This is a genomic window from Serratia sp. CY40230 (assembly GCF_052168835.1).
In the GTDB taxonomy this organism is placed as follows: domain Bacteria; phylum Pseudomonadota; class Gammaproteobacteria; order Enterobacterales; family Enterobacteriaceae; genus Serratia; species Serratia nematodiphila.
This window is the reverse complement of record NZ_JBJNLX010000003.1, coordinates 447,076-469,848: the sequence shown is the minus strand read 5'-3', so window position 1 is coordinate 469,848 and position 22,773 is coordinate 447,076. Positions and strand designations below refer to the sequence as shown.

Sequence of the window (22,773 nt, the reverse complement as noted above, 5' to 3'; positions counted from 1 at the left end):
CAACGTCAAGCGAACGCCTGCTGGCGTTCCAACGCCTCCTCATAACTCGGCATCGATCCCGCCGCCCCGGCGCGTTCCACGCAGACCGCCGCGTAGGCGGCGGCGAAGCGCGCCGCATCGGCTAACGGCACCTGATTCGCCAGCTGCGCCGCCAGAGCGCCGTTAAACGCATCCCCCGCGCCGGTGGTGTCTTTCGGCTGCGCCGGAAACGCCGGGATCAGCTCACTGTGTTCCCCGTCCGAGAACAACGCCCCCTGCGTGCCCAAGGTCACGATCAGCAAACGAATGCCCTTGGCGTGCAGCACCTGCGCCGCCTGACGCGCCGAAGCCACATCCCGCACCGGCACGCCGGTCAGCAACGTGCATTCGGTGGCGTTGGGCGTCAGCAGATCGACCTGCGCCAACAGGCTGTCCGGCACCGGCTGAAACGGCGCCGGGTTGAGAATGATGAACGTCCGCGCCTCGCGGGCGATGGCGATCACTTGTTCGATCGCCGGCAGGTTGTTCTCCAGCTGGGTCAACAGAATATCCGCCGCGGCGATCGCCGGGCGGCACTGGCGCACCTCGTCCTCGCTGACCGTCAGGTTGGCGCCGGGATCGACGGCGATCATGTTCTCCGCATCCTCGCCGGCAACGTAGATAAGCGCATTGCCGGTCGGGCAATCGCCGGTCGAGAACAGCGTCACCGCATCGAAGCCGGCGGCAGCGAGATGACGCCGGGCGAAGGTGCCGAAGTCGTCGCGCCCCACCTTGCCGATATAATGCACCCGCGCCCCGGCGCGCAGCGCGGCGGTGGCCTGGTTGGCACCCTTGCCGCCCGCCCCCATCATACTGTTACGGGCGATCAGCGATTCGCCGGGCTGCGGAAAGCGCGCCATGCCGGCGACGATATCCAGGTTGAACGAACCGAACACGCAGACTTTGCCTTTCATTGCTGGTACTCCCTGCTCAATTGGAGGTGGCGCCGGGCTGCCAGACAGGCGCCTTTGCTGCCGGTTTCATCGGTCTGGCGGCTGATGGAGATCGCCAATCCCTGTGCCGGCTGCGGCCCGCGCAGATGACGGCGGATCTCTTGCTCCAGCCGCGCCAACGGAAAACCGCGCATGGCGATCACGCCGCCACCCAGGATCAGCCGTTGGGGGTCGATCACATTCATTTCGATGGCGATGGTCTGCGCCAATCGTTCAACGAAACGCTGCAAATCCGGATGATCGCCATGGCGTTCGAACAGCCGCTCGAACGGCGTTTGCGCCGCGTTGGCGCGCGCCCAGCCGGTCAGCCAATGGCCGGAGGTCAAACTCTCGACGCAGCCCCGTTTGCCGCACGGGCACTCGCCCAGATGGCCCGGCCAGGGAATGTGCCCCAACTCGCCGGCGGCGCCATGCGCCCCGTGGTAAAAATCGCCGTTCAGCCACAGGCTGTTGCCCATGCCGGTGCCCAGATACAGCCCTACCGCCACCTGCGGCAGCGCCGGCAGCTGCTGCAAATCCCACCACAGCAGATGGTTGACGTCCTTGTCCATTCGCACCGGCAGCGCCAGCAAATCGGCCAACAGCGCCGCCACCGGCTGGGCATCCAGCGCCGGAATGAACGGCAGCGACAGCACCCGCGAGCGATCGCGGCTGAGGATCCCCGGCAACCCAAGCATCACCTGCGCCACCTGACGATCCTCGCAATGCCGGGCGATAAGATCGCCCAACGCCGCCAGCGGATCGGCCTGCTGTGCCCAGTCGGCGGTCGCTATCTTGCGGTAAGCGCTAAACTCGCCGTCATCATCCATCAACAGCAGGCGGGTATTGGTGCCGCCAACGTCAACGCCAAGAAAATGCTGCATCATGTCCCCCGCCTCAGGCCGCCTGCCGCATCTGATCCAGCATTTTTTCCCATGCCGCCTCCAGATCCGGATCGAGATTGAACAACCCGGAGCTGCCGACGATCAACACTTCCGCGCCGGCGCCCAGCAGATCGCGATAAGTACGTTGGTTGCAGGATCCGTCGATCTCGATCAGATAGCGCAGATTTTGTTGGTTTTTCAGATCGCGCAACTGGCGGATCTTGTCCAGCATTTCGGGAATGAACGGCTGCCCGGCATAGCCCGGATCGACGGTCATCACGGTGACTTTATCCAGCAGGTGAAGGTAGTGGCGGATAAACTCCACCGGCGTGGCGGGGTTCAGCACCACCCCCACTTTTTTGCCCAGCGCGCGAATTTGATTGATTACCCGGAACGCGTCACGGTTGATGGTTTCGGCGTGCGGGCAGATAAAGTCCGCCCCGGCGCGGGCGATAGGGTCGATAAAATCGGTTGGGTTCTCCACCATCAAATGCACGTCCAGCAGCAACGAGGTGTGCGGCCGGATCTGTTCGATAAAGAACGGCGATAGCGTGATGTTTTTAACGTAGTGCCCGTCCATGATGTCGATATGCAGCATATCGGCGCGGCGATTCAGCACCGCCAATTGCTGCCGGATATCCATCAGGTTCATGCACATCAGTGAAGGTGAAATCTGGTATTTCATTAGCGTTATCCTGCGCAAAAGGGAAAAGGGATCAGTGGCCCGCCGCGATTCTGGCCTGGGCCGCGCTGCGGCGCATCGCCCGCCGCTGCCGATAGCGATGGCGGAAAAACTTCAGCGCCAGCACCGCGATCAGCACCGCGCCCCACATCGCCAGACTGAAATGCGGGCTGACGTTCATCAGGTTCAAACCGGTCGCGATCACCTGCAGCACGATCAGCGCCAGCACCACGCCGCTGACCCGGCCAAAACCGCCGAACGGATCGGTGCCGCCCAGAATGATCGCCAGCACCGTGAGCAGCAGGTAGGAGTCGCCGTAACCCATGCGCGCCGAGTTGAAGCGCGCCATCATCACCAGCCCGGCAATGACGCACAGCAGGCTGGAGAGGGTGTAAATGGCGATCAACACCCGATGGGTATTCACGCCGCTGAAGTGGGTGGCGTTGATGTTGCTGCCACTCATGTAGATGCATTTGCCGAGCCGGGTTTTCTGCAAGAACAGCGCCAGCAAGGCGGCGACCACCAGGAAGATCCACAGCGGTACCGGCACGCCCAGCACGCGCTCAGCGCCGATAAACCGCACGATCTCCGGCATGCCGCTCAGGGCCGCGCCGCGCGTCAGATAGATGCCGATGCCGTTGACCGTCGTCATGGTGGCCAGCGTCACCAGAATCGGATGCGCGCCGACGTAGGCCACCAGCGCGCCGGTCGCCGCGCCGATAAGCCCGGCCAGCAGCATCGCCGCCGCCAGCGCCAATGCCAGCCACAGCGCCTGCAAACCCAGCCCGGCATCCGCCGGCAGGTAGCTGATGAACAGCCAGGCCATCAGCAGGCTGGTCAGGTTGGCGCTGGCGATAATGCACAGGTTCAGGCCACCGCTGAGGATCGGGATGAACATCGCCAGCGTCAGCAGGCCCAGCTCCGGCAGCTGGAAGGCCACGCTGGTGAAGGTGGCGCCGCTGAAGAAGCGCCCCGGCATCAGCAGGCTAAAGGCCAGCACCACCGCCAGCAGCAATGCCAGCAGACCGACGGCGACCCCGTCCGGACGAAATTTCAGGTTGTTGCCCATCAGGCGCTCCTCAGGCGAAACCGACGTCGGTTTCTTTGCGTTTCTTGTAGTGGGTGACGGTGATCGCCGCGACGATCACCAGACCGATCACCACGTTCATGAAGTAGCTGGACACGCCGATCAGATTGAGGCCGTTTTTCAGCACGCCGATCAGGAAGACGCCCATCAGCGTGCCGACCACGCTGCCCTTGCCGCCGTTCAGGCTGGCGCCGCCCAGCACCGCCGCCGCCAGCACGTCGAGCTCGCCGCCCACCAGCGCGTTGGGCACCACTTCCCCCATGCGATACACCTGCACCAGGCCGCCGATCGCCGCCATCGCGCCCAGATAGCCATAGGCGAACAGATGCAGCAGGCCGACGCGAATGCCGATGCGCCGCGCCGACTCCGCATCCCCGCCCACGGCAAACAGCTGGCGCCCGAGGTGCGTTTTGTTCAGCAGCAGCCAGGTCAGCAGCGCCACCGCCAGCATCACCAGCGTCGGCAAACCGAGCTGATAGCTCTGCTCACCCAGTTGGAACGGCAGCACGCTGCGCGGCAGCGTCCACCAGTCCGGCAATGCGTACAGGCTGCGGCCGTTGGTCAGCCACATCAGCATGCCGAACAACAACGCCTGCATGCTGATGGTGACGATGATCGAGACGATGCGCAGGCAGTAGATCAGCAGCGCATTGACCATGCCGAGCGCAGCGCCGATCGCCAACGCCAGCAAAATGCTGCCCGCCGGACTGGCCAAGCCGTAATGCGTCGCCAGCGTGGCGATCAGGTACTGCACCACCGAGGCGACTGCGGCGAAGGAGATATCGATGCCGCCGGTCACCAGCACTACAAACAGGCCGAGGGCGAAAATACCGCTCACCGCATAGCTTTCGCTGAGATCGAGCAGGTTTTGCACCGTTAAAAACCGATCGCTGAGCAGCGAAAAGACCATGACCGTCAGCAGCAGCACCCAGGCCAGATAGCCTTCGTTGCCGCGCGGTTTCAAACTGAATCTACGCATTGACCGCCTCCGCCAGCTGTTGCTGGCTCACCTGCCCCGGCAGGTATTCGCCGATCACGCTGCCGCCGCTGAAGTGCAGCACCCGATCGCAGTTGTAATACACCTCCGGCACCTCGTCGGAGATCAGCAAAATGGCGATCCCCTCCTGCGCCAACAGATGGATCAGTTGGTAGATGCTGGCCTTGGCACCGACGTCGACGCCGACGGTCGGCGAGTCGAGGATCAAGATCCGCGGCTGGGTCAGCACCCACTTGGCCAGCACGATCTTTTGCTGATTGCCGCCGGACAGCGTCGAAACCGCCTGATCCGGATCCGCCACCCGCACGCCGAGCTTGGCGATCCACTCCGCGACGATGCGATTCTTGCGGTAGTCGTCGATCAGGCGAAAACGCCCGCGCAGCTTATCGAGAATGGTCAGCACCGCGTTATCCGCCACCGACTGTTGCTGCACCAGCCCCAGCGTCAGGCGATCCTCCGAGACGTAGCCAATGCCGGCCTTGATCGCGTCCTCATGGCCGCGAAAGCGCACCGGTTTGCTGTCGAGGTAGAGTTTGCCGCTGTCCGGCCGGGTCATGCCGAACAGGCTCAGCGCCAGCTCGGTACGCCCGGAGCCGAGCAGCCCGCACAGACCGAGCACCTCCCCTTGATGCAGACGGAAGCTCACATCCTGATACTGCCCAGCGCGGCTGAGGCGATCCGCCTCCAGCATCACCCGATCCTTATTCAGGCTGGGCGCTTTCAGGCGATAGTCCAGCTTCAGACCGGTCATCAGCTCGGTCAGACGATCGCCGGTGATCTCCGCCGCCGGCCAGGTACCGACTTTGTTGCCGTCGCGGATCACCGTGACGCGATCCGAGATCTCCAGCACCTCGTCCAGCCGGTGGCTGACGAACACCACGCAGATGCCCTGCGCTTTCAGATAGTCCACCGTGCGCAGCAGTTGGTTGACCTCGGTGCGGGTCAGCGAAGCGGTCGGTTCGTCCATGATCACCAGCCGCGCCTGCGCCACCAGCGCGCGGCAGATCGCCACCTGTTGGCGCTGCGCGATCGGCAGCTCCGCCACCCGTTTGTCGAGATCCAGATTGAAACTCAGCGATTGCAGCTGGCGTTCGGCGGCGCGCCGCAGCCGCGCCGGGCGGTGCCAACCCAGCAACCCGCGCAGGTTGTGTTCGAAAGCGATGTTTTCCGCCACCGTCAGGTTGGGAAACAGCGACAGATCCTGATAGATCACCTGAATGCCGAAGGCGCGCGCCTGATCCGGCGACAACCGGCCGAAGGTTTGCCCATCGAGGGTAATGCGGCTGCCGTCGTCCGGTTGATAGACGCCGGCGATCGCCTTGATCAGCGTGCTCTTGCCGCAGCCGTTGGTGCCGGCCAGACAGTGCACCTCCCCCGGCATCAGCGCCAATGAAATATCGTTCAGCGCGCGCTGCCCGCCAAAGGTCATCGACAGCTGTTGCAGTTCGATAAGCGGCGCGCTCCGCGTTGCCGTATTGCCGGAAATCGCCATGATTACAGCCCCATCTTCACCAGTTTCGGCAGGTTTTGCTTATCCAGGCTTTCGGTGGCGTTGCCCAGAATGGTGTGCTGCTGCGCATCCACCTGCACCTTGCCCATGCCTTCGATGGTCATGCCGTCGGTGATTTTCTCCCCCTTGTGCATCATGTCGGCGATGCGCACGAACACTTCGCCGGCCACCATCGGATTCCAGATGTAACCGCCCTTGATGGCGCCGCGATTGACCAGCGAAGCGCCCTGGCCCGGGCTGAACGGCCCGATGACGCAGATATCGTTGCTTTTGCCGCGGTTGAGCACCGCGCGCCCGGCGCCGATCGGCCCCTGCGAGCCGAATGCCAGCACGCCTTTCAGATCGGGATACTTGGCCATCAGATCGTTGGTGGTGCGCACGCTGTCATCCAGCGATTCCCCCACGCCGAACTTGTCGCCCACCAGTTGCATGTTCGGGTAGTGTTGCTTCTGGTAGTTGATGGCCGAGTCCGACCAGGTGATGTGCAGCGGCACCGTCAGGCTGCCGACGTATACCGCGTACTTGCCCTGCTCTTTCATGCAGGCGGCCAGTGCTTTCATGTGGTTGACCCCGTGCTGCGAGGCGTCCACCAGCTCAAAATCCCAGTCGGCGTACTTCTGGCCGGGGGATTCGTGCACGATCACCTTGATGCCCGCTTCCTGCGCGCGCTTGAGCACCGGCTCCAGCACCCGGGCGTCGTTCGGCACCACGCCGATGATGTCCACCTTCTGCGCGATCAGATCCTCGATGGCGCGCACCTGCAGCGCCGGATCCGCCGCCGTCGGCCCGACCATCCAGGCGTCGATGCCGCGTTTGGCGCTCTCGCTTTTGATGCCGGCCTCCATGGCGTTGAACCAGGGAATGCCGCCGATCTTCACCACCACGCCCATTTTCAGCTTGTCCGCCGCCTGCGCAGAGACCGACAGCAGCAGCGAGGCAAACAGACCGACCAGTACGGATTTTTTCATTGTTCTCTCTCCACAAGTGTTGGCTGTAATAAGGGTTTTCGTTGTTGTTATCGCGCCGCCCTTTTCGCGGCGGGTGAAACTTCAATCACGTCGACGTTGTTCCAGGCCAGTTCCTGACGAAATTCGTCGTCGCTGAGCCTGTCGGTGATCAGCGTGTCTATTTCCCGGTAATGGCAAATGCGGGCGAACGAGCGGCGGCCGAACTTGTTGCTGTCCACCAGCAGGAACTTGCGTTCCGACGCCAGCAGCATCTGCTGCTTCAGCCGCGCATGGTGCTCATTGCTTTCGCGGATGCCACCGTCCTGGCAGATGCCGTGGCAGGAGAAAAACAGCTTGTTGATCACGAACTCCTTCAGCATCTGCTCCGCCAGCACGCCGATAAAATCCTCGTACTTGGCGGAATACTCGCCCCCCAGGCCGATGGTGCGCACGTTGGCCTTACAGGCCAGCGTCTGGATGATGTGCAGCGAGTTGGTCAGCACCACCAGCGAGATATCCGGCAGTTGGCGCGCCAAAAACCAACTGGTGGAACTGCTGTCCAGCAGCAGGCAGTCCCCCGGCGCGATAAATTCCAGCGCGCGTTTGGCAATGCGCGTCTTCTGTTCCGGCGCCTCGTTGCTGCGCTGGCGGAAAGATTCCCCCTGGTCTATCTCGGCGGGCACATAGGTTTTCTCCACCGCCGGCGGCTCGACGAACACCGCGCCACCGTGGCTGCGCAGCAGCAGGCCGCGCCGTTCAAGCAAGGCCAGATCACGCCGCGCCGTCTCGATAGAGATGTGGCACAGCTGCGCCACCTCCTGCACCATCACGCGGCCGCGCTGGCTCAAGACTTCGGTGATAAAGCGATGACGTTCTACAGGCAGCATGTTTCTTTTCTCCTCCACAACGTTGATTACGATATCGATTTGCCGCGCCGCGTTTTGCGCGCGGACGCAAAGCGCATCGCCCTGCGATCGGTCAACGATCGCGATGTGATAGTTGTCAAAAAAATCGGGAAGGAAATGAAATGAATAATTACGAAAGTGTGGAGTAACAGGCAGTTATGATGCGCGTACGCCTGAGGTAAACAGGAGAGAAACGGTAAACGGTCACAATTCCACGCTCCGCAGTATGACCGTTAATGACCGTTTGTGTGGTTTTGACCGAGCGCCGCAATTAGACCGCCGGCGTTGATAACGCATTACCTGAAAAAACAGCAAAAAAAATCCGGTGAGAACCTCACCGGATCGTTAGCCGCCTGGCACACACTATTCCCCGTGTTCATGCTCTTTCAACATCGCCTCACGCAACACGGCGTTCAGGCGTTTCTGATAGCCTTTGCCTGGCCGCTGAAGCCAGGCCAACACATCCGCATCGATGCGGATGGTTTTCGATACTTTCATCGGTTTATAAAAACGCCCCTGAACCGCAGCCTGCCACTTTTCCTCATCCAGTGCCGGCGCATCGGCATAATCGATGTCCTCGTCCGGCAACGCACTCAGTGAAGCAATTTGCGCTTTCTGCTCCTCCGTCAACGGCGGGAGTACGCTATGGGCCAGATTTTTGGCGGAATTTTTGCGCTTCATCTCTTCCCCTCTCTTTGGCATCGGCCTTGCGTGCTGAAATGATACGCACGATCTCTACTGTATCGCCTTCGACATCCGTTTCGATCGTCGTATGCGCCACCAGCAACAGCAAGCAGGATCCGACCATGCCGATCGTTTGCCAACGTTCTTCTCCACCCTCGCTCCTTTCCAACACAGCCAAATGGTTGGGATCCAGAAAAACCCGTTGCGCAATCTCAAAACTGACACGGTGTTTGCGCTGGTTACTGTGATTTTTATCCTGATTCCATTCAAAATAAACATACATTTTTGTAACTACATTTTGATTGTTATTTAATCAAAACACTTCGCATCCGGAGGGATGTCAAAACCCTACGGATGCGTTCAACGCCCGCCTGCGGCCTCGATAAAGGTGCCGGTCACGTAAGATGCGGCGTCAGACAGCAACCAGGCGATCGCCTCCGCCACTTCCTGCGGCTGGCCGCCGCGCTGCATCGGCAAACTGTCCTTCACGCGATCCACCCGGCCAGGCTCGCCGCCGCTGGCGTGCATCTCGGTATAGATGAATCCGGGCCGCACGCCGTTGACGCGAATGCCCTGCGCCGCCACTTCCCGCGATAACCCGATGGTCAGCGTATCGACGGCGCCTTTCGAGGCGGCATAGTCGACGTACTCTCCCGCCGCCCCCAGTCGGGACGCCGCGGAGGAAACGTTGACGATGGCACCGCCCCGCCCGCCATAGCGCAGCGCCATGCGCTTCACCGCCTCGCGGCAACACAGGAAGTAACCGGTAACGTTGGTGCCGAGCACCTGATTGATGCGCTCGGCGGTCAACTGTTCAATGTTCGCCTGCTGGAACAGAATGCCGGCGTTGTTGACCAGCGCGCTGAGCGTGCCCAGCCCGGCATCCAGTGCGCCGAACATCGCCATCACCTGCGCTTCGTCGGCCACGTCAGCCTGCAATGCCAGCGCCTTACCGCCCTGCGTCTCAATCTCCGCCACCACCTGCCGCGCCGCACTTTCGTCACGCAGGTAATTCACGCCCACCGCATAGCCCTGCCGGGCCAGCAGCAAAGCGGTCGCGCGGCCAATTCCCCGGCTTGCGCCAGTCACCAATGCCACTTTCGTCATCGTATTTTTTCTCTGGTTGGCGATATAAAAATAACGGCCTGCGCACAGGCTCCCCGTTTGCCAGTCAGAGTATAGAGCGGCGCTCTAGAAAACGCTTCAGAGCTGAGCCAGGCGGCGCAGCAGCTTTTTAATCCGATATTTCGCGCAGCCGGAGGCGTCCGTTACCGCCACCTGATGGCCCCGCTGCAAACCGGAAGCATGCAGGCCTTTGTGAGCAGGGCTGTGCACATCGCCGCGAAACGACAGCATCAACAGCACGAGCAGCATCGCCACGCCTGAATACATCAGCCGCCGCGAGGCGCCCGCGAGCGGGGAACCGTCAGTCTGCATGTTTCGCTCCCTCAGCCATGATTTCGAATGGCAGCAAAATAACTGAAATCCCCCCTCGTTCCCTTAACGCGAGATTAAAGCCAGATTAAGGTTTGCTTAAGAACGTGCAGGCAGCGCAGGTTTCCCCGTTGTCTTCCCGTCAGCGTTATAGTTAGATAAGCGCGACTCAAGGATCTCAGCGGAAATAACGTGAACATACTGTTGGTGGAAGACGACCTGCAATTAGGCAAGGCGCTGTGCCGAGCATTGGAGCTGGCCGGCTTTAATTTGTGCTGGGTGCGCCTGCTCGTCGACGCAGAAAATAAACTTTCATCCGGCGGGTTCGATTTGATGCTGCTGGATCTCACGCTGCCGGACGGTGACGGTTTGCAGAGGCTGATCGCCTGGCGCGCCGCCGGGCAAAATATCCCGATCATCATCCTGACCGCCCGCGACCGCATTGAAAGCCTGGTGAACAGCCTGGATTCCGGCGCGGACGACTTTCTGGCCAAACCCTTTGCGCTGCCCGAACTCATCTCGCGCGTCAAGGCGGTCAACCGGCGCATGGCGGGCTTCGCGTCACAAACCTGGAGCCTCGGCGCGCTGTATCTCGATCCGGTCAACCATCAGGTCATGCTGGATAACGAACTGCTGATGCTATCGAAAAAAGAGTATCACCTGCTGCACGAACTGATGCGCTGCGCCGGCACCGTGGTGCGCAAAGCGGTGTTGGAACAGCGGCTGTTCGGCCACGGCGACAGCGTGGAAAGCAACTCGCTGGAAGTGCACATGCATAATTTACGGCGCAAGATCGGTAAAGAAAGAATTATTACCGTACGCGGCATTGGTTATTTGCTGAAGAAAGAGTAGCGAAATGATCGGTTTCAAATCCTTCTTTATGCGCACCATTATTTTCCAGGTGCTGGCCATTTTATTATTGTGGGGGCTCCTCGTCGCCTGGGTGAAATATTGGTATTACCCCGACATGGAGAAATATTTCGATAACCAGCAACGCATCGTCGCTGCAGGCATCGCCAATATTCTCGACGAAACCGGCACTGACCATATCGATTACCGCGGCATCATCAAGACCATTGAAGGCATGTACATTGATTCCATCAATAACGGCATGCAGGATGAAATCGACTATCACCCGCTGTTTGTGGTTTACGATCGAGACAACCGGGTGCTTTACAGTTCGCAAACGCAGGGAGAGCCGCTGCGCCTGCCGCCTTCGGTGCTGTCCGGCTCGGTCAATTACGCCGGCGCCAACTGGCATCTCGCCGGCAGCTGGAGCGAGGATCGCCAGTACCGGGTGATCGTCGGCGAATCGTTCAACGATCGCACCACGCTGTTCGGCAACCCGGCGGAGAGCACCGCCATGCCGCTACTGGGCATTCTGGCGGCCATCATCATCACCTTGCTGTTTACCGCCTATTTCAGCCTGCGGCCGCTGCGCCAGATCGCCCGCACCATTTCCGATCGTCAGCCCGGCAACCTGTCGCCGATCAACGTCAGCGAGCAGTATCAGGAAATCCGGCCGGTGGTTATGGAGGTCAACAAACTGATGGCGCGCATCGACGCCGCCAATCAGCGTGAGAAACGGTTTATGGCCGACGCCGCGCACGAGTTGCGCACGCCGATCGCCGCCGTGCTGGCGCAGCTGCATTTGCTGACCCAGGTCAGTGAGCAGCAGGAGCGCCGGGAAATCATCGGCGACATGCAGCAAGGGCTGGATCGGGCGGCGTCGCTGTCACGCCAGCTGATCAACCTGGCCAAGCTGGAGGCGGAAGATTTTCCGCTGAAGATTGAGGCGGTGGATATCTATGCGGAGATCGGCAAATGCATCGCGCAGCACGTCCCCTATGCGCTGGAAAAAGATGTCGAACTGTCGCTCGACGGCAGCGAGGAGGTGGTGGTGAGTACCGACCGCCATGCGCTGATCGCCATCTTCACCAACCTGCTGGATAACTCGCTCAAGTATGCGCCGCCCGGCAGCCGCATCGAAGCCAATATCCGCTCGCTGGCGCCACTCGGCTGCTATATTACGTTGCGCGACAACGGCCCCGGGGTGAGCGAAGAGCACCTTCCGCGCCTGTTTGAGCGCTTTTACCGCGTGCCCGGCACGCAGCAGACCGGCAGCGGGCTGGGATTGGCCATCGCCCGCAACCTGGCCGACAAAATCGGCGCGCAGCTGCGCGTCACCGAAGGCCTCGACGATCGCGGCATCGGCTTTATCATCGATTTGCCGGAAAGTTACCGGCCACAGACTGAGAGTGAACCACGAGCATGATCGCCCCTGTACTGCTGCAACGGCAGCAACTCGACCGGCTGTGGGATATCGACCGCAGCGAAATTATCGACACCCTGTATCGCCTGCAGGACGGCAAGCTGCACCCCTACCCGGACTACTACGATGTGCGCGGCTGGGATCCGCACGATCGGGAAACCTATACGCCGATCCACGAAGCGTGCTTCGATCGCGGCGGCGCGTTCTTCGCGCTGTTCGAAGGCGAGGAGATCGTGGCAGCGGCGGCGCTGGACACCGAACCGCGCGGCCCGCGGCAAGATCTGCGCCAATTGCTGTTCTTTTACGTCAGCGCGCACCAACGCGGCCAGGGGTTAGGCAAGCAGCTGTTCCAGCTCTGCCTGCGGCAGGCGGCGCAAGAAGGCGCCGCCGGGCTGTACGTCTCCTCCATTCCCAACAAAAGCACCGTAGACTTCTATCTGGCGCAGGGCTGCCGGCTCATCGAACAGCCGGATACCGAATTGTTCGCCCGTGAGCCGGAGGACATTCACCTGGTCTGCCTCTGCCGCTAGCGGCCGGGGCTTAACGGGCGATGCGTATCACCGAACGCACGTCGCTTTTCTTGTTCAGATCCCACACCTCGTTGATATCCGCCAGCGCGTGCTCCTGCGTCTCGACGGTGAGCGCTCCGGTCGCCGCCAACGCCAAAATCTCGGTCGCGTAGCGCTGCATCTCCGGGATCGGCGGGAAGTTGCCGGTGCCGCTGCCGAGGATCTGCAGCTGATTGCTGCGCAGCACCGCCGCCGGCAGCCGGATGTCCGGCGCGGCCATCGAGCCGACGTTGACCAAGCGAATGCCGCGCCCCCCGGCGTAAGACGAGAGATCGTGATTATTGAGCGTCGCCAGCAGCGCTTCGGTCGCCGGGCCCCAAATGTAATCGACAATCACCTGATAACCACCCGGCCCCGCCGCCGCCGCGAAGGCCTGCGCCAGCGCCTCGCCCTGCAGGCTCAGATCCACCGTGGCGTCTGCGCCCAATGTTTCCAGCACGCTCAGGCGCCGACCGGCGGCAACGATGCGCCCGGCCCTCGCCTGACGCGCCGCCGCGACCGCCAGCTTGCCCGAGGTGCCGGTGGCGCCAATGATCAGCACCGTTTCTCCGGGCTGCAGATCCGCCCGCCAGCGCAGCGGCAGCCAGGCGGCGAAGGCCGGATTGATCAGCGCCGCCGCCGTGGCGTCGTCCACCGTCTCCGGCACCGGCACCGTCCAGGACGCGACGCTGCGCTCGGCCATCGCGCCGTAAGGGCGACGGAAAGAGGCGAAATACACCCGTTGCCCGTCCGCCGTACGGCCCACGCCATCGGTGCCAGGCACGATCGGCAATTGCTTCGGGCTGGAATAATGAGTGCCGGCGACGGTGGCGCGATCCAGTTGCTTGATGCCGGCCGCCAGAACATCGATCGGCACTTCATTCGCCTGCGCCTGAGGCTCCTCAAAGGTGCCGAAAACCGGGGGTTGCCCCAGCGCTGTTACGATTGCCGCTTGCATGATGACTCCTCAAATCGTGGGAACGTACCGGAAAGAATAGGCCGCGATAAAATAAAAAGGGACACCGCATCATGCGGTGTCCCCCAAACACAAACTTTGCCGAACGTGTTATTCGTAATCGCTCATCGGCACGCAAGAGCAGAACAGGTTACGGTCGCCGTACACGTCGTCCAGACGCTTAACGCTCGGCCAGTACTTGTTCTCACGCACGCCGGCCACCGGGAACACCGCCAGCTCGCGGCTGTACGGGTGCTGCCAGTCGTTGACCAGGTCCGCCTGCACGTGCGGCGCATTCACCAGCGGGTTGTCTTCCAGCGGCCATTCGCCCTTGGCGACGCGGTCGATTTCGCTGCGGATCGCCAGCATCGCATCGATAAAGCGATCCAGCTCCACCTTGCTTTCCGACTCGGTCGGCTCGACCATCAGCGTGCCCGCCACCGGGAACGACATGGTCGGCGCGTGGAAGCCGAAGTCAATCAGGCGCTTGGCGATGTCCATTTCGCTGATGCCGGTCTCTTCCTTCAGCGGACGAATATCGAGGATGCATTCGTGCGCCACGCGGTGATCGCGGCCGGTATACAGAATCGGATATGCGTCTTTCAGACGGGTAGCGATGTAGTTGGCGTTCAGGATCGCCATCTGGCTGGCCTGCTTCAGGCCTTCCGCGCCCATCATGCGGATGTACATCCAACTGATAGGCAGGATGGAGGCGCTGCCGAACGGCGCCGCGGAGACCGCGCCCTGCTGGGTGGTCACGCCGTCGATCTGTACCACGCTGTGGCCCGGCACGAACGGCGCCAGGTGCGCTTTCACGCCGATAGGGCCCATGCCCGGGCCGCCGCCGCCGTGCGGGATGCAGAAGGTCTTATGCAGGTTGAGGTGCGAAACGTCCGCGCCGATGTAGCCAGGCGTGGTGATGCCCACCTGGGCGTTCATGTTGGCGCCGTCCAGATACACCTGACCGCCGAACTGATGCACGATCTGGCACACTTCACGGATGGTTTCTTCATACACGCCGTGGGTCGACGGGTAGGTCACCATGATGCAAGAGAGTTCTTCGCCTGCCTGCTCCGCCTTGACGCGCAGATCGTGCAGATCGATGTTACCGTTCTTGTCGCAGGCCACCACCACCACGCTCATGCCCGCCATCTGGGCGGAGGCCGGATTGGTGCCGTGCGCCGAGCTCGGGATCAGGCAGACGTGACGGCCCGCTTCGTTGCGGCTTTCGTGGTAGCGGCGGATCGCCAGCAGGCCGGCGTATTCGCCCTGCGCGCCGGAGTTCGGCTGCATGCACACCGCGTCATAGCCGGTCAGCTGCACCAGCCACTGAGACAGTTGGCCGATCATCTGCTGGTAACCGGCAGCCTGCTCCGGCGGGCAGAACGGGTGCAGTTCGGAGAATTCAGGCCAGGTGATCGGGATCATCTCCGCCGCGGCGTTCAATTTCATGGTACAGGAACCCAGCGGGATCATCGCCTGGTTCAGCGCCAGATCCTTACGCTCCAGACGATGCATGTAACGCATCATCTCGGTTTCGCTGTGATAGCGGTTGAATACCGGGTGGGTCAGGATCGGATCCTGGCGCAGCATGGCGGCCGGGATCGATTGGCTGTTTTTGCTCACCGCCGCGTCCAGCGCGTCGATGTCCAGACCGTGATTGTCGCCGGCCAGCAGTGCGAACAGCGTTTGCACGTCTTCACGCGAGGTGGCTTCATCCAGCGTGATGCCCACGGCGCCGTGGATGTCGGTACGCAGGTTAATGCCGAAGCTCAGCGCGCGCTCCAGCACCGCCGCCTTGTCTTTCACTTCAACGGTCAGGGTGTCGAACCAGGTGTTGTGGCGCAGCGTCAGGCCGGCCTTCTGCAGCCCGGCGGCCAGAATGTCGGTCAGGCGATGGATGCGCCCGGCGATGCGCTGCAGCCCTTGCGGGCCGTGATACACCGCATACAGGCTGGCGATGTTGGCCAGCAGCACCTGCGAAGTACAGATATTCGAGTTGGCCTTCTCGCGGCGGATATGCTGCTCGCGGGTCTGCATCGCCATGCGCAGCGCGGTGTTGCCGGCGGCATCGCGGGAAACGCCGATGATGCGGCCCGGCATCGAGCGCTTGAACTCATCGCGGCAGGCGAAGAAGGCGGCGTGCGGGCCGCCGTAGCCCATCGGCACGCCGAAGCGTTGTGCGGAGCCGAACACCACGTCGGCGCCCTGCTTGCCCGGCGCGGTCAGCAGCACCAGGGCCATGATGTCGGCAGCCACGCTGGTGATGATTTTGCGCGATTTCAGTTCGGCCAGCAGCGCGCTGTAGTCGTGCAGTTCACCGGTGGTGCCCACCTGCTGCAGCAGCACGCCGAACACGCCGTCCAGCTCCAGCACTTTTTCCGCTTTATCGACGATGACGTCGAAGCCGAAGGTTTCGGCGCGGGTGCGTACCACGTCCAGCGTCTGCGGATGCACGTCGTCAGCCACGAAGAAGCGGTTGGCGTCTTTCAGCTTGCTGGCGCGTTTGGCCAACGCCATCGCCTCGGCGGCGGCGGTGGCTTCATCCAGCAGCGATGCGGAGGCCAGATCCAGGCCGGTCAGATCGAGGGTCACGGTCTGGAAGTTCAGCAGCGCTTCCAGACGGCCCTGCGACACCTCCGGCTGATAAGGGGTGTAAGCAGTGTACCAGCCCGGGTTTTCCAGCATGTTGCGCAGGATCACCGGCGGCGTCAGCACGGCGCTGTAGCCCATGCCGATGTAGGATTTGTAGCGCTGATTCTGCGAGGCGATCGCCTTCAGCTCAGCCAGCGCCTGGTGTTCGGTCGCCGCGTCGCCAACCGGCGGCGGCCCCGGCAGCTGAATGTCCGCCGGCACGATCTGTTGGATCAGCGCGCTGAGCGAGCGAGCGCCCACCGCTGCCAGCAACTCCTGGCGTTGTTCCGCAGAAGAGCCGATGTGGCGTTCGATGAACGCTTCGCTGTGTTCGAGTTGGCTGAGTGTCTGAGTCATTGCTACAAATTCCTGAATGCTTGCGTGATACGGGATATAGCTTGAACGGTAACTAAAACGCCCCGGCCGAAAGGCCTGGGGCGTGGGCACGATTACTCGTCGATCGAGGCCTGATAAGCCGCGGCGTCCAGCAGGTTCGCCAGCTCGCCTTCGTCGGAGGCTTTAATCTGGAACAGGAAGCCGTCACCGTAAGGTTCGCTGTTCACCAGCTCCGGGGAGCTTTCCAGCTCGGCGTTCACCGCCACGATTTCACCGCTGATTGGCGCGTAGATGTCCGACGCCGCCTTGACGGATTCCGCCACGGCGCAGTCTTCACCGGCGGCGACTGTGCGGCCCACTTCCGGCAGATCGACAAACACCATATCGCCCAGCAGTTCCTGCGCGTGTTCGGTGATGCCCACGGTGTAAACGCCGTTACCTTCTGCGCGAACCCACTCGTGAGAGGATGCGTATTTCAATTCTGTTGGCACATTGCTCATCGCCGGTTACTCCTTCGAAGAAATAAAAGAATCAATCAATAAAAAATCAATTTGTCAGCGGCTTGCCGGCGCGAACGAAACCGGGCTTGGTCACTTTGACCGGCATCTCGCGGTTGCGGATCTGCACGATGGCCTGCTCGCCGATACCCGCCGGCACGCGCGCCAGCGCGATGCTGAAGCCCAGCGTCGGAGAGAACGAACCGCTGGTGATCACGCCTTCGTGGGTTTGCCCCGCCGCGTCGGTGAAACGCACCGGCAGCTCATTACGTAATACGCCTTTTTCCGTCATGATCAAGCCGACCAGTTGCTCGGTGCCCTGCTCGCGCTGTTGTTCCAGCGCTTCGCGGCCGATGAAACGGCGATCTTCCGGCTGCCAGGCGATGGTCCAGCCCATGTTGGCGGCCAGCGGCGAAACGCCTTCATCCATCTCTTGCCCGTAGAGGTTCATGCCCGCTTCCAGGCGCAGGGTGTCGCGCGCGCCCAGACCGGCCGGCTTGACGCCCGCGGCCAGCAATTTTTGCCAGAAATCCGCCGCCTGCTCTTTCGGCAGCGCGATCTCATAGCCGGCCTCGCCGGTGTAACCGGTGGTGGCGATGAACAGCTCGCCGGCCTGCACGCCGAAGAATGGCTTCATGCCTTCGACCGCGCTTTTTTGTTCCGGGGTGAACAGGGTGCCGGCGCGCTCTTTGGCCTGCGGGCCCTGCACCGCGATCAGCGCCAGATCGTCGCGCACCGTCAGCGCGACGCCATACGGCGCGGCGTGCTCTTCGATCCAGGCCAGGTCTTTGTCGCGGGTGGCGGAGTTCACCACCAGGCGGAAATAGTCTTCAGTGAGGAAATAAACGATCAGGTCGTCGATCACGCCGCCGGAGGCATTCAGCATGCCGGTGTACAGCGCTTTACCGGGTTGGGTCAGTTTGGCGACGTCGTTCGCCAGCAGGTAGCGCAGGAACTCGCGGGTGCGAGCGCCGTGCAGATCCACGATGGTCATGTGAGACACGTCGAACATGCCGGCATCCTGACGTACCGCGTGGTGCTCATCGAGCTGCGAGCCGTAGTGCAGCGGCATCATCCAGCCGTGAAAGTCTACCATGCGCGCACCGCACGCCACGTGCTGGTCGTACAGTGGGGTTTGCTTTGCCATCTTTTCCCTCTTTCCACTCGTCGCTAGAAGTTAGGGTGCTGCCACGCAATGCGGCGGAGCCTGGCTCGCGGCCCGATCGCCATGGCGCACTGACTGCTCAACACAAATGCTGCGCCGGGACGGGCGAAAACTGCGTGCAACCGCCGTGACGCAAACGATACCTTTCCCCCGAACTTATCACCGAACGACCACATTAACCATAAGTTAAAATAGGCTCATCGCCGTTCCGGGGCGGTAAAATGCCGGGCTAGTGTGCAGAGTTTTTCACTGGAAAAATGCGCCTTAAGGCACAAAATTAACAATTAAAGCGGCAAAATGCCGAACTTATATAACAAACCTATGGCCGCACATGGGATCCGGACTTTTGATAACCGAACATGGAATTAGAAAAAGTAATGATAAAAAGCGGCTGAAATTAGATTATTTCAAATGAAGGGTTATATAAGGAAACGCGATGGCATAAGGCGAGAAGCGCGAGCCCGCTGTGGGCTCGCAGAAGGCAGGTGTCAGGCAAGCCACTCGGGCAGATCGTTCAGGCCCATCGCCTGACGCACCAGCTTAGGCTTGACGCCAGGCAGGCTGTCCGCCAGCCGCAGACCCACGTCGCGCAGCAGCTTTTTGGCCGGGTGGTTGCCGTCGAACAGTTCGCGGAAACCCTGCATGCTGGCCAACATCACCGCCGCGCCGTGTTTGCGGCGGCGCTCATAGCGGCGCAGATAGAGGTGCTGGCCAATATCCTTGCCCTGCCGCTGCAGGCGGCGCAGTTCGGAAATCAGCTCGGCGGCGTCCATAAAGCCCAGGTTCACGCCCTGTCCGGCCAGCGGATGCACGGTATGCGCCGCATCGCCCACCAGCGCCAGGCGGTGCGCCGCGAAGCTGCGCGCATAGCGGCCGGTCAGCGGGAACGCCAGCCGTTCGCTTTCCAGGCTGCAGGCGCCCAGACGCATATCGAAGGCCATCGCCAGTTCGCGGTTGAATTGTTCCGGCTCCAGCTGCTTGAGACGCTCGGCGTCTTCCGGCGCGACCGACCAGACGATGGAGCTCAAATGCGGATCGCTGAACGGCAGGAACGCCAGAATGCCGTCGCCGTGGAAAATTTGCCGCGCCGTGGCCTGATGCGGCTCTTCGGTGCGGATGGTGGCCACCAACGCGTGGTGGCGATAGTCCCAGAAGGTAAGCGGGATATCGGCATGCTGGCGCAGCCACGACTGGGCGCCGTCGGCGCCAATCACCAACCGGGCGGTCAGCATACGACCGTCCTCCAGCGTGATGAAGGCGTCATTCTCGCCCCACGCCACCTGCTTGAGCGCGGCCGGGGTAATCAGCGTGATGTCCGACAGGCTTTCGGCGCGCTTCCACAGCGCCTGCTGGATCACCGAATTTTCGATGATGTGGCCGAGATGGCTGAAACCGCACTCGTCGCCGCGGAAGGCGATTTTGCCGAAGCTGTCGCGATCCCACACTTCCATCGCGTTGTAGGCGCTGGCGCGCTGCTGGAGGATGTCGTCCCACACGCCGATATGCTGCAGCAAACGCTCGCTGGCGGCATTGATGGCGGAAACGCGCAGCGCAGGCTGCTCCGACGGCGGCGCCATATCCGGCTGGCGCTGCTCCAGCACCGCCACGCGCAGCCCACTGCCCTGCAGGCCGCAGGCCAACGCCAGCCCCACCATACCGCCACCGGCGATAATCACGTCAAATGATTGCATGCTGCTCGATTTCCTTAAATAACGCGCGACGCCTTGCCACGCCGCGTTTTTGGGCGCGCCACAGGGCGCCCGATTCTGTGTCTAACGTTCCACCCAGCCCAATGTGCGCTTGGCGAAGGCGTCGCGCACCGCCGGCAAACGCTCCATCGCCATCAGCCCCAGGTTGCGGCCGACCACCAGCGGGGCATAACGGTTGGCGAACAGGCGAATCAATCCGTCGGTCACGCCGATCGTCGCCTGCTGATCGTTTTGCCGCCGCTGCTGATAGCGGCTCAGCAGCGCATAACCGCCGGCGTCTTCGCCGCTGTTCATCGCTTCCGCCAGCGTTTCCGCCAGCGACATCACATCGCGCAGACCAAGGTTGAACCCCTGCCCGGCGATCGGATGCAGCGTCTGCGCCGCGTTGCCCACCAGCGCCAGCCGGTGGCTGACATGACGATCGGCGGTTAGCAGGCCAAGTGGATAACTGTGCCGCTTACCGGCCTTGAGGATGCGCCCCAGCCGCCAGCCGAAGGCCTGTTGCAGCTCGGCGATAAAACGCGCGTCGTCCCAGGCATCCACCCGGGCGCGATCTTCGCGCGCATGGCACCACACCAGCGAACTGCGCCCCTGTGACATCGGCAACAGCGCCAGCGGCCCATAACGGGTAAAGCGTTCAAAGGCGCGCCCCTGCGGATCTTCCGCCGTGGTGACGTTGGCGATGGTGGCGAACTGCGGATAGTCCTCCTGCCGCCACTGCACGTTGCAGGCCTGCGCCAGCGCCGAACGCGAGCCGTCGGCCGCCACCAGCAGCTGCCCGCGCAGACGCTGGCCGTTGTCCAGCAGCACTTCCGCCCGCTCCGCGGTGCGAATCACGTCCACCACCCGCGCGGGGCAGTGCAGCGTGACGCCCGGCGCCTTCGCCAGCAGCGCGAACAGCCGCTGCCCGGCGTCGTGCAGTTCGATCACCTGGCCGAGCGCATCGACCTGATAGTCCTGCGCCTGCAGATTAACGAAACCGGCGTGACCGCGATCGCTGACGTGCACCTGAGTGATCGGCGTGGCGCAGTCGCGCAGCGCCGGCCAAACGCCGATGCGCGCCAGCTGTTGGCAGGTGCCCTGCGCCAAAGCGATGGCGCGGGCGTCAAAGCCAGGATGGCTGCGGTCGTCCGGCCGGGTCGCCTCGACCAGATCCACCGCCATTCTTCCCTGAGTAAGCGACGAGATAGCCAGCGCCAGCGTCGCGCCCGCCATACCGCCGCCAACGATAATAACGCTCATGCTATGACCTTGCCGCCGCCATCAAGGCCTCGATGGCATCGGCGTCTTTCACCACGGTGGCGGTCAGGTTTTCATTGCCGTCGGCGGTGATCACGATGTCGTCCTCGATGCGGATGCCGATGCCGCGGTATTCCTCCGGCACGTCCGCATCCGGCGCGATATACAGCCCCGGTTCCACGGTCAGCACCATGCCCGGCTCCAGCAGCCGATCGCGGCTCGGCGTGCCATAGTGGCCAACGTCGTGCACGTCGAGACCCAACCAGTGGCTCAACCCGTGCATAAAGAACTGACGGTGAGCCTGCTCGGCGATCAATTGATCGACTTCACCTTTCAATACGCCCAGCTCCACCAGCCCGACCACCATGATGCGCACCACTTCGTCGTTGACTTCGCGGATGCTGGTGCCGGGCTTAAACAGCTCCAGCGCACGCTGCAGCGACGCCAGCACGATATCGTACACCGCGCGCTGCGGCCGGCTGAACTTGCCGTTGACCGGGAAGGTGCGGGTGATGTCGCCGGCATACCCCTGGAACTCGCAACCGGCGTCGATCAGCACCAGATCGCCGTCGCGCATCTGGCTCTCGTTCTCGGTGTAGTGCAGGATGCAGCCGTTTTCGCCGCTGCCGACAATGGTGTTGTAAGACGGGTAGCGAGCGCCGAGGCGGGTGAACTCATGATGAATTTCCGCTTCCAGCTGATATTCGAACATGCCCGGGCGGCATTTTTCCATCGCGCGGGTATGCGCCAACGCGCTGATCTCACCGGCGCGGCGCATCACCGCCAGCTCTTCCGGCGATTTGAACAGGCGCATGTCGTGCAGCCACGGCCGCCAGTCGGTCACGGTGGCAGGCGCCTGCAGATTCTGGCGGAACCCCTTGCGCAGCTTGTCCAACGCGCCGAACAGGATCTGATCGGCATAGGCGTATTCGCCCTGCGCGTGGTAGACCGCATCCAGGCCGTTGAGCAGCAGGTGCAGTTGGTCATTGATTTCATCGAACGGCAGCGCGCGATCCACGCCCAGCTTCGCCGGTGCGGCGTCTTGCCCCAGGCGGCGGCCAAACCAGATTTCCGCCGTCAAATCGCGCACCCGGTTGAACAACACGCTGTGGTTGTGCGTTTCGTCGCTTTTAATCAGCACCAGCACCGCTTCCGGCTCATTGAAGCCGGTCAGGTACCAAAAATCGCTGTTCTGCCGGTAGGGATAGTCTGAATCTGCACTGCGCGTCGTTTCCGGCGCAGAGAAAATAACCGCCGCGCTGGCCGGCGCCATTTTCGCCAACAGCGCCTGGCGGCGGTTGTTGAATTCCTGCTGAGTCATTACCTTCTCCTGAAATC

General features: G+C 62.2%; 22 protein-coding genes. 3 read left to right on the top strand and 19 right to left on the bottom strand.

Going from position 1 to position 22,773, the window contains the following annotated elements; translation table 11 throughout:
• Positions 1-5 precede the first annotated feature (5 nt).
• The 12 genes from rbsK to ACJ8IJ_RS13790 form a co-directional block, all read right to left on the bottom strand.
• Entirely contained in the window at positions 6-932 is a 927-nt protein-coding gene (gene rbsK / locus ACJ8IJ_RS13845) for a ribokinase (protein ID WP_021505706.1), read from the bottom strand.
• A complete protein-coding gene (alsK, locus tag ACJ8IJ_RS13840; protein ID WP_286093575.1) occupies positions 929-1,837 on the bottom strand; it encodes an allose kinase in 909 nt (302 codons plus the stop codon). Before alsK ends, rbsK begins: the two co-directional genes overlap by 4 nt.
• 10 nt (positions 1,838-1,847) lie before the next feature.
• Entirely contained in the window at positions 1,848-2,519 is a 672-nt protein-coding gene (alsE, locus tag ACJ8IJ_RS13835) for a D-allulose 6-phosphate 3-epimerase (protein ID WP_286093576.1), read from the bottom strand.
• A gap of 31 nt (positions 2,520-2,550) precedes the next feature.
• Entirely contained in the window at positions 2,551-3,585 is a 1,035-nt protein-coding gene (locus tag ACJ8IJ_RS13830; RefSeq protein WP_004931662.1) for an ABC transporter permease, read from the bottom strand.
• Positions 3,586-3,595: 10 nt separating this feature from the next.
• Positions 3,596-4,582 carry an ABC transporter permease gene (locus ACJ8IJ_RS13825; protein ID WP_004931660.1) on the bottom strand — a complete coding sequence of 329 codons (987 nt, stop codon included), beginning with the start codon at positions 4,580-4,582 and terminating at the stop codon, positions 3,596-3,598.
• Entirely contained in the window at positions 4,575-6,092 is a 1,518-nt protein-coding gene (locus ACJ8IJ_RS13820; RefSeq protein ID WP_131165545.1) for a sugar ABC transporter ATP-binding protein, read from the bottom strand. Before ACJ8IJ_RS13820 ends, ACJ8IJ_RS13825 begins: the two co-directional genes overlap by 8 nt.
• A gap of 2 nt (positions 6,093-6,094) precedes the next feature.
• On the bottom strand, positions 6,095-7,078 hold the full coding sequence (locus ACJ8IJ_RS13815; RefSeq protein WP_025304134.1) for a substrate-binding domain-containing protein: 984 nt from the start codon (positions 7,076-7,078) through the stop codon (positions 6,095-6,097).
• 47 nt (positions 7,079-7,125) lie between these two features.
• Positions 7,126-7,944 carry a DeoR/GlpR family DNA-binding transcription regulator gene (locus ACJ8IJ_RS13810; protein ID WP_004931653.1) on the bottom strand — a complete coding sequence of 273 codons (819 nt, stop codon included), beginning with the start codon at positions 7,942-7,944 and terminating at the stop codon, positions 7,126-7,128.
• Between the two features lie 381 nt (positions 7,945-8,325).
• Positions 8,326-8,643: a BrnA antitoxin family protein gene (locus ACJ8IJ_RS13805; protein ID WP_004931651.1), complete on the bottom strand. Its 318-nt coding sequence runs from the start codon at positions 8,641-8,643 to the stop codon at positions 8,326-8,328.
• Positions 8,606-8,929: a BrnT family toxin gene (locus tag ACJ8IJ_RS13800; protein WP_118891732.1), complete on the bottom strand. Its 324-nt coding sequence runs from the start codon at positions 8,927-8,929 to the stop codon at positions 8,606-8,608. The genes ACJ8IJ_RS13805 and ACJ8IJ_RS13800 overlap by 38 nt, the downstream gene beginning before the upstream one ends.
• A 77-nt stretch (positions 8,930-9,006) precedes the next feature.
• Complete coding sequence (locus ACJ8IJ_RS13795; RefSeq protein WP_031300616.1) at positions 9,007-9,753, bottom strand: SDR family oxidoreductase; 747 nt, start codon at positions 9,751-9,753, stop codon at positions 9,007-9,009.
• A 96-nt stretch (positions 9,754-9,849) separates the two neighbouring features.
• Positions 9,850-10,083: a hypothetical protein gene (locus ACJ8IJ_RS13790; protein ID WP_004931645.1), complete on the bottom strand. Its 234-nt coding sequence runs from the start codon at positions 10,081-10,083 to the stop codon at positions 9,850-9,852.
• A gap of 189 nt (positions 10,084-10,272) precedes the next feature.
• Here ACJ8IJ_RS13790 and ACJ8IJ_RS13785 point away from each other — a divergent pair, with 189 nt between their 5' ends.
• Genes ACJ8IJ_RS13785 through ACJ8IJ_RS13775 form a run of 3 tightly spaced genes read left to right on the top strand, consistent with a single transcriptional unit; the run spans position 10,273 to position 12,882 of the window.
• A complete protein-coding gene (locus tag ACJ8IJ_RS13785) occupies positions 10,273-10,932 on the top strand; it encodes a response regulator (RefSeq protein ID WP_004931642.1) in 660 nt (219 codons plus the stop codon).
• 4 nt (positions 10,933-10,936) lie between these two features.
• A complete protein-coding gene (locus ACJ8IJ_RS13780; protein WP_286093577.1) occupies positions 10,937-12,355 on the top strand; it encodes an ATP-binding protein in 1,419 nt (472 codons plus the stop codon).
• Positions 12,355-12,882 (top strand): GNAT family N-acetyltransferase, encoded by a 528-nt coding sequence (locus ACJ8IJ_RS13775; RefSeq protein WP_031300620.1) that lies wholly within the window; start codon positions 12,355-12,357, stop codon positions 12,880-12,882. Before ACJ8IJ_RS13780 ends, ACJ8IJ_RS13775 begins: the two co-directional genes overlap by 1 nt.
• Before the next feature lie 10 nt (positions 12,883-12,892).
• Here the strand turns inward: ACJ8IJ_RS13775 and ACJ8IJ_RS13770 are convergent, their stop codons facing one another.
• From ACJ8IJ_RS13770 to pepP, 7 genes are all read right to left on the bottom strand, one after another.
• The gene (locus ACJ8IJ_RS13770) at positions 12,893-13,858 is read right to left on the bottom strand and encodes a quinone oxidoreductase family protein (RefSeq protein WP_286093578.1); all 966 of its coding nucleotides are present in this window, start codon (positions 13,856-13,858) and stop codon (positions 12,893-12,895) included.
• 108 nt (positions 13,859-13,966) lie between these two features.
• A complete protein-coding gene (gcvP, locus tag ACJ8IJ_RS13765) occupies positions 13,967-16,846 on the bottom strand; it encodes an aminomethyl-transferring glycine dehydrogenase (protein ID WP_442518671.1) in 2,880 nt (959 codons plus the stop codon).
• Between the two features lie 92 nt (positions 16,847-16,938).
• A complete protein-coding gene (gcvH, locus tag ACJ8IJ_RS13760; protein WP_004931633.1) occupies positions 16,939-17,325 on the bottom strand; it encodes a glycine cleavage system protein GcvH in 387 nt (128 codons plus the stop codon).
• Positions 17,326-17,371: 46 nt separating this feature from the next.
• Entirely contained in the window at positions 17,372-18,469 is a 1,098-nt protein-coding gene (gene gcvT, locus ACJ8IJ_RS13755) for a glycine cleavage system aminomethyltransferase GcvT (RefSeq protein ID WP_004931631.1), read from the bottom strand.
• Between the two features lie 506 nt (positions 18,470-18,975).
• Complete coding sequence (gene ubiI, locus ACJ8IJ_RS13750) at positions 18,976-20,178, bottom strand: FAD-dependent 2-octaprenylphenol hydroxylase (protein WP_004931629.1); 1,203 nt, start codon at positions 20,176-20,178, stop codon at positions 18,976-18,978.
• Positions 20,179-20,259: 81 nt separating this feature from the next.
• Entirely contained in the window at positions 20,260-21,438 is a 1,179-nt protein-coding gene (gene ubiH / locus ACJ8IJ_RS13745; protein ID WP_049240089.1) for a 2-octaprenyl-6-methoxyphenyl hydroxylase, read from the bottom strand.
• Between the two features lies 1 nt (position 21,439).
• A complete protein-coding gene (gene pepP, locus ACJ8IJ_RS13740; RefSeq protein WP_004931624.1) occupies positions 21,440-22,756 on the bottom strand; it encodes a Xaa-Pro aminopeptidase in 1,317 nt (438 codons plus the stop codon).
• Positions 22,757-22,773 lie beyond the last annotated feature (17 nt).

Coding starts and splice junctions, on each gene's coding strand:
- rbsK (WP_021505706.1), bottom strand. CDS start 932: ATGAAAGGCAAAGTCTGCGTGTTCGGTTCGTTCAACCTGGATATCGTC.
- alsK (WP_286093575.1), bottom strand. CDS start 1,837: ATGATGCAGCATTTTCTTGGCGTTGACGTTGGCGGCACCAATACCCGC.
- alsE (WP_286093576.1), bottom strand. CDS start 2,519: ATGAAATACCAGATTTCACCTTCACTGATGTGCATGAACCTGATGGAT.
- ACJ8IJ_RS13830 (WP_004931662.1), bottom strand. CDS start 3,585: ATGGGCAACAACCTGAAATTTCGTCCGGACGGGGTCGCCGTCGGTCTG.
- ACJ8IJ_RS13825 (WP_004931660.1), bottom strand. CDS start 4,582: ATGCGTAGATTCAGTTTGAAACCGCGCGGCAACGAAGGCTATCTGGCC.
- ACJ8IJ_RS13820 (WP_131165545.1), bottom strand. CDS start 6,092: ATGGCGATTTCCGGCAATACGGCAACGCGGAGCGCGCCGCTTATCGAA.
- ACJ8IJ_RS13815 (WP_025304134.1), bottom strand. CDS start 7,078: ATGAAAAAATCCGTACTGGTCGGTCTGTTTGCCTCGCTGCTGCTGTCG.
- ACJ8IJ_RS13810 (WP_004931653.1), bottom strand. CDS start 7,944: ATGCTGCCTGTAGAACGTCATCGCTTTATCACCGAAGTCTTGAGCCAG.
- ACJ8IJ_RS13805 (WP_004931651.1), bottom strand. CDS start 8,643: ATGAAGCGCAAAAATTCCGCCAAAAATCTGGCCCATAGCGTACTCCCG.
- ACJ8IJ_RS13800 (WP_118891732.1), bottom strand. CDS start 8,929: ATGTATGTTTATTTTGAATGGAATCAGGATAAAAATCACAGTAACCAG.
- ACJ8IJ_RS13795 (WP_031300616.1), bottom strand. CDS start 9,753: ATGACGAAAGTGGCATTGGTGACTGGCGCAAGCCGGGGAATTGGCCGC.
- ACJ8IJ_RS13790 (WP_004931645.1), bottom strand. CDS start 10,083: ATGCAGACTGACGGTTCCCCGCTCGCGGGCGCCTCGCGGCGGCTGATG.
- ACJ8IJ_RS13780 (WP_286093577.1), top strand. CDS start 10,937: ATGATCGGTTTCAAATCCTTCTTTATGCGCACCATTATTTTCCAGGTG.
- ACJ8IJ_RS13770 (WP_286093578.1), bottom strand. CDS start 13,858: ATGCAAGCGGCAATCGTAACAGCGCTGGGGCAACCCCCGGTTTTCGGC.
- gcvP (WP_442518671.1), bottom strand. CDS start 16,846: ATGACTCAGACACTCAGCCAACTCGAACACAGCGAAGCGTTCATCGAA.
- gcvH (WP_004931633.1), bottom strand. CDS start 17,325: ATGAGCAATGTGCCAACAGAATTGAAATACGCATCCTCTCACGAGTGG.
- gcvT (WP_004931631.1), bottom strand. CDS start 18,469: ATGGCAAAGCAAACCCCACTGTACGACCAGCACGTGGCGTGCGGTGCG.
- ubiI (WP_004931629.1), bottom strand. CDS start 20,178: ATGCAATCATTTGACGTGATTATCGCCGGTGGCGGTATGGTGGGGCTG.
- ubiH (WP_049240089.1), bottom strand. CDS start 21,438: ATGAGCGTTATTATCGTTGGCGGCGGTATGGCGGGCGCGACGCTGGCG.
- pepP (WP_004931624.1), bottom strand. CDS start 22,756: ATGACTCAGCAGGAATTCAACAACCGCCGCCAGGCGCTGTTGGCGAAA.